The 4791-nt window shown below is 73.1% G+C and carries 5 protein-coding genes; all 5 read right to left on the reverse strand.

What is annotated here, in order from left to right; all coding sequences use genetic code 11:
• Window positions 1-1169: adenylosuccinate lyase (purB, locus tag AC08ON_RS05450; RefSeq protein WP_476616558.1), on the reverse strand; the 1169-nt coding region annotated here is incomplete at its 3' end.
• Window positions 1166-1690, reverse strand: a complete 525-nt coding sequence (gene purE / locus AC08ON_RS05455) for a 5-(carboxyamino)imidazole ribonucleotide mutase (protein ID WP_011438725.1) — start codon at window positions 1688-1690, stop codon at window positions 1166-1168. The genes purB and purE, both read right to left, overlap by 4 nt.
• A gap of 3 nt (window positions 1691-1693) precedes the next feature.
• Window positions 1694-3004 (reverse strand): phosphoribosylamine--glycine ligase, encoded by a 1311-nt coding sequence (gene purD / locus AC08ON_RS05460; protein WP_476607211.1) that lies wholly within the window; start codon window positions 3002-3004, stop codon window positions 1694-1696.
• Window positions 3005-3342: 338 nt separating this feature from the next.
• On the reverse strand, window positions 3343-4188 hold the full coding sequence (locus AC08ON_RS05465; protein ID WP_476607212.1) for a hypothetical protein: 846 nt from the start codon (window positions 4186-4188) through the stop codon (window positions 3343-3345).
• Window positions 4189-4325: 137 nt separating this feature from the next.
• On the reverse strand, window positions 4326-4791 hold a 466-nt coding region (locus tag AC08ON_RS05470), incomplete at its 5' end, for an adenylosuccinate synthetase (protein WP_476616559.1).

The following is a 4791-nucleotide window of genomic DNA, read 5'->3' on the forward strand; positions in this document are numbered from 1 at the left end:
GGCACGCCGGTCTGCCAGGTCTCCATCGCCGCCGCCTGGGTGACGGCGTAGGCGTCCTCGCGGGACAGCCCCGTCTCGACGAGTTCGAGCAGCACCGCCGAGGTGTAGACCAGCCCGCCCGTGGCATCGAGGTTCGCCCGCATCCGTGCGGTGTCCACGACCAGCCCGGTGACCAGCCGGGTCGTCAGGTGCAGCAGGTAGTCGACGCCGGTGGCGGCATCCGGCAGCGCGATGCGCTCGGTGGAGGAGTGGGAGATGTCGCGCTCGTGCCACAGCGGCACGCCCTCCAGCACCGGGACGTACTGCGCCCGGACGATCCGGGCGAGCCCGGCGATGCGCTCCGACATGATCGGGTTCTTCTTGTGGGGCATCGCGGAGGAGCCCTTCTGCCCGGAGCCGAACGGCTCGGACAGCTCCCGGACCTCCGTGCGCTGGCCGTGCCGGACCTCCAGGGCGACCGCCTCGCAGACGGTCGCGAGCCCGGCCAGCGCCGCGACCCAGGAGGCGATGCCGTCGCGCAGCACGACCTGGGTGGCCACCGGGGCCGCGGTGAGGCCCAGCTTGTCGGCCACGTAGGCCTCGACGTCGGGGTCGATGTTGGAGTACGTCCCGACCGCGCCGGAGATCTTGGCGACGGCCACGTCCGCGCGGGCCGCGCGCAGCCGGTCGCGGCAGCGGGCGAGCCCGAACGCCAGGTCCGCGACGCGGTGCCCGAACACCGTCGGCTCGCCGTGGATGCCGTGCGTCCGGCCGACCCGCAGGGTGTTCCGGTGGGCCAGACCGAGGTCGCGCAGCGCGGCGACGAGAGTGTCCGCCCGGGCGAGCAGCAGGTCGGTCGACTCGACCAGCTGCAGCGCGAGCGCCGTGTCGAGCAGGTCGGAGGAGGTCATGCCGAAGTGCACGTAGGCGGCGGCGGACCGGGGTTCGGTGCGGTCGGCCCAGGCGGTCAGGAAGGCGATGACGTCATGCTGGGTGACGGCCTCCACCTCGGCGACGGCTTCGGGCGTCGGAGCGGGGGCGGCCCGGACCGGCTCGATGGAATCGGCGGGGATGCGGCCCGCGGCGGCGTGCGCCTCCATGACCAGCACCTCGACGCGACACCACAGCTCGTACTTGTGCGCCTCCGACCACACCCGGCCCATCTCCGCCAGGGTGTACCGGCCGATCATGGCTGGCTGCCGGCCGCAGCCGCCGCGCTCAGCCCGTCCGCCGCGGCCTGCTCGAACTCGTCCTTGAACGCGGCCAGCTTCAGCCCCAGATCGGGATCGGCCAGCGCCAGGATCTGGATCGCCAGGATCGCCGCGTTCGTCGAGTTGTTCAGACCCACGGTCGCGACCGGGACGCCCGGCGGCATCTGCGCGATGGCGAGCAGCGAGTCCATGCCGTCCAGCGCCCCGCCGGAGATCGGCACGCCGATTACCGGCAGCGTGGTGAGGGCCGCAATGGTGCCGGGCAGCGCGGCGGCCAGGCCTGCCCCGGCGATGACCACCGAGATGTCGCGGGCCCGTAGCTGACCCACGTAGTCGGCGAGGGTGCGCGGCGCGCGGTGCGCCGACAGCGACACCTGCTCGTAGGGCACACCGAAGCGTTCCAGAGTGGCGCCGGCCTTGCTCATGGTCTGGGTGTCCGACGGTGATCCGAAGACGATCGCCACCTGGGGATGATCCGGCCCGGGGGTGCTCTGCGACACGGTCTACTCCTTCTTTCTATGTCCTGCGGGATCCTCGCCGGACGCGATGTCCGTTCGACGGACGTCGGCCGCGTGGCGCATCCGGGACGGATCTCCGATGTCGGTGCGGTAATGGGCGCCGGGCAGCGAGATGCGGCTGACGGCCTCGTAGGCCGATCCTCGCGCGGACTCCAGGTTGGAGCCGATGGCCGTGACGGACAGCACACGGCCGCCGGCCGAGACGATCCGGCCATCCGGCTCCCTACGGGTACCGGCATGCAGGATGTCGACGCCGGCCAGCGCGCCGGCGGCGGCGAGCCCGCGGATCGGGTCGCCGAGCCTGGGGGCCACCGGATAGCCGTGCGCGGCGACGACGACGCTGATCGCCGCGCCGGAGCGCCACACCGGTGCCCGCCGGCCGGAGAGCACGTCCGTCAACGGCGTCGTGAGCAGGGCGAGGATGGCCTGCACCTCGGGGTCACCGAAGCGCACGTTGAACTCCACCACCCGCGGCCCGCGGGTGGTCAGCGCGAGCCCGGCGTAGAGCAGACCGGTGAACGGGGTGCCGCGCCGGGCCATCTCGGCCACCGTCGGCCGGATCACCGTGGCGACGATCTCCGCCGGCAGGCCGTGCGAGGCCCAGGGCAGCGGGGTGTACGCGCCCATCCCCCCGGTGTTCGGGCCGGTGTCGCCGTCGCCGACCCGTTTGTGATCCTGCGCCGGCAGCATCGGGAGGACCGCGCCGGACTCGGTCACCACGGCGAACAGGGAGACCTCGGGCCCGTCGAGGTACTCCTCGAGAACAACCCGGTCGTCCGGTCCGCGCAGGCTCGCGCGGACCGCGGCGACGGCCGCGTCGCGATCTTCGGTCACCGTGACGCCCTTGCCGGCGGCGAGCCCGTCGTACTTCACCACGTACGGCGGGCCGAAGACGTCCAGGTCGGCCAAGGCGGGCTCGATCTCGGTGTGGTCGCGAGAGGCCGCCGTGGGCACCCCGGCGGCGCGCATGACCTCCTTGGCGAACGCCTTGCTGCCCTCCAGCCGGGCCGCGGCCGCGCTCGGGCCGAAGACCGCGAGACCGCGGGCGCGTATCTCGTCGGCGGCCCCGGCTACCAACGGCATCTCCGGACCGACGACGGTGAGGTCCGCGCCGACCGCCTCAGCAAGGTCGGCGACGGCGTCCGGGTCGGCGACGTCGAGCGGGCGGGGCTCGGCGAGCTCGGCGGTTCCGGCGTTTCCGGGCGCGCAGACCAGCGAGCCGACCCGGGGATCGCGGGCGAGCGCCCGGCACAGCGCGTGTTCACGGCCGCCGGAGCCGACAACAAGAATCTTCATCAGTTCACCTCGCGACGCAAGCAGCGGCCCGGTGCGCGGCGGCGAATTCCCGGTAACGCCGGCGGAGCGGGCCGCGTCGCCGCCACGGCCGTGCGCGGGGGACGCGAGGGTCGGTGGCGGCCGTCACCGGTTGTCCCTGGCGCGCGGCGCCGGGACGGAGATCCGGACCGGGCGCGGGTGCCATCGCGAACCGGCGAACCCCGCCTGGGGCATCGCGTCGTCGCAGTTCGGTCGGGTCACGGTTCCACAGTAGCGGGTGTGTTGATCATCGTGTGCGTCGTGCCCGGTCGGTGCCGGTGACTCCCGGCCGATCATCTGGGACGATCCGCGCTGAGCGACTACAGCCCGACACCCGACCGCCAGAGCAGGTGGGCCATGCCGTGCACCAGGTGCAGCGCGCAGCGGCGTGCGTCCACCTCGGCCATGCCCGCGACGATGGCGGCGGCGTCGACCGGCCAGACCCGGACCTCCCGGCCGAGCACGGTCAGCGGGGCGGGATCGTCGCGGCCCTCGAAGGCGCGCCCACCCGGTTCGACGAACAGGTGCAGCGACCGCCCCGCAGCCGGGAAGTTCTCGCAGCGCCAGTACAGCAGTGGCCACGCCTGTAGCCGTTCCCGCCGTCCCGGCCAACGCCGGCGGCGACCGGGGTCGACGGCAGCCTCACCCGCGTCCGCCCGATCCGCCCGATCCGCCGGGTCGGCCCGGGCCGCCGGGTCCGTAACCGCCCGTGGCGCCCCGCCCTCGCTCAGGTCCAGCGCGGGCAGCGGCCGCCCGGCACGGTACCGCACCGGTGCGCGGTGCGGCGTGGTGCGGGTCGCCCGCACCGTGACCGGTGGTACCAGGTGTTCGGCCGCGCAGAAGTCCAGGAAGTCACGGATCTGGGTGTCGACGTGACTGGCGACGGCCGCGGCGCGTTCGAGCCGCTGTGCCTCGGCCCGCTTCGAGCTCCGGATGGCGTGGCTGCCCCGCAGCAGCACGTCGGTCAGGGTCTGCGGCAGAGCCTCGCCGGTGGGGGAGAACCCGACCGGCCAGGCGTCGGAGTCGGTCGGGTGCAGGTAACCGCGTCTCACGGCCGGTGGCCAACGGGCCGGTTGCGGGGCTTCGGCCGGTTCCGGCAGCGACAGCGGTGTCTGCCCGGGGATGGAAGGATCGTCATCCGACGGCCGGGACCTGACAACGGCCACCGCCACCACCCCCGGACGTCATTGCTTTGCGTGACTGCCCAAGCGTCGATGGTAATGCTTCCGGGTGCAACCGGAACCGACCGGATCTCGGCCCGCGCCGGGCGGGATCAGATCAGGTCCGTTCCGGACCAGTCGTTTCAGACCAGGTCATTGATGACGAGCGTCTGGTCCCGCCCGGGACCGACGCCGACCGCCGACACCGGGGCGCCGGAGAACTCCTCCAACGCCCTGATGTAGTCCTTCGCGGCGCCGGGCAGGTCGGCGAACGACCGGACGTCGGAGATGTCCTCGTGCCAGCCGGGCAGGTCGGTGTAGATCGGCTTGGCGTGGTGGAACTCGGTCTGGGTCATGGGCATCTCGTCAACCCGTTCGCCGCCGATGTCGTAGCCGACGCAGATGGGCACCCGGTCGAAGCCCGACAGGACGTCCAGTTTGGTGAGGAAAAGGTCGGTCAGGCCGTTGACCCGCACCGCGTAGCGGGCGATTACGGCGTCGAACCAGCCGGTGCGCCGCGCCCGGCCGGTCGTCACGCCGAACTCCCCGCCGATGCGGCGCAGCTCCTCTCCGACCTTGTCGTCCAGCTCGGTGGGGAAGGGGCCGGCG

It is taken from the genome of Frankia sp. CoWAU3 (assembly GCF_977971855.1).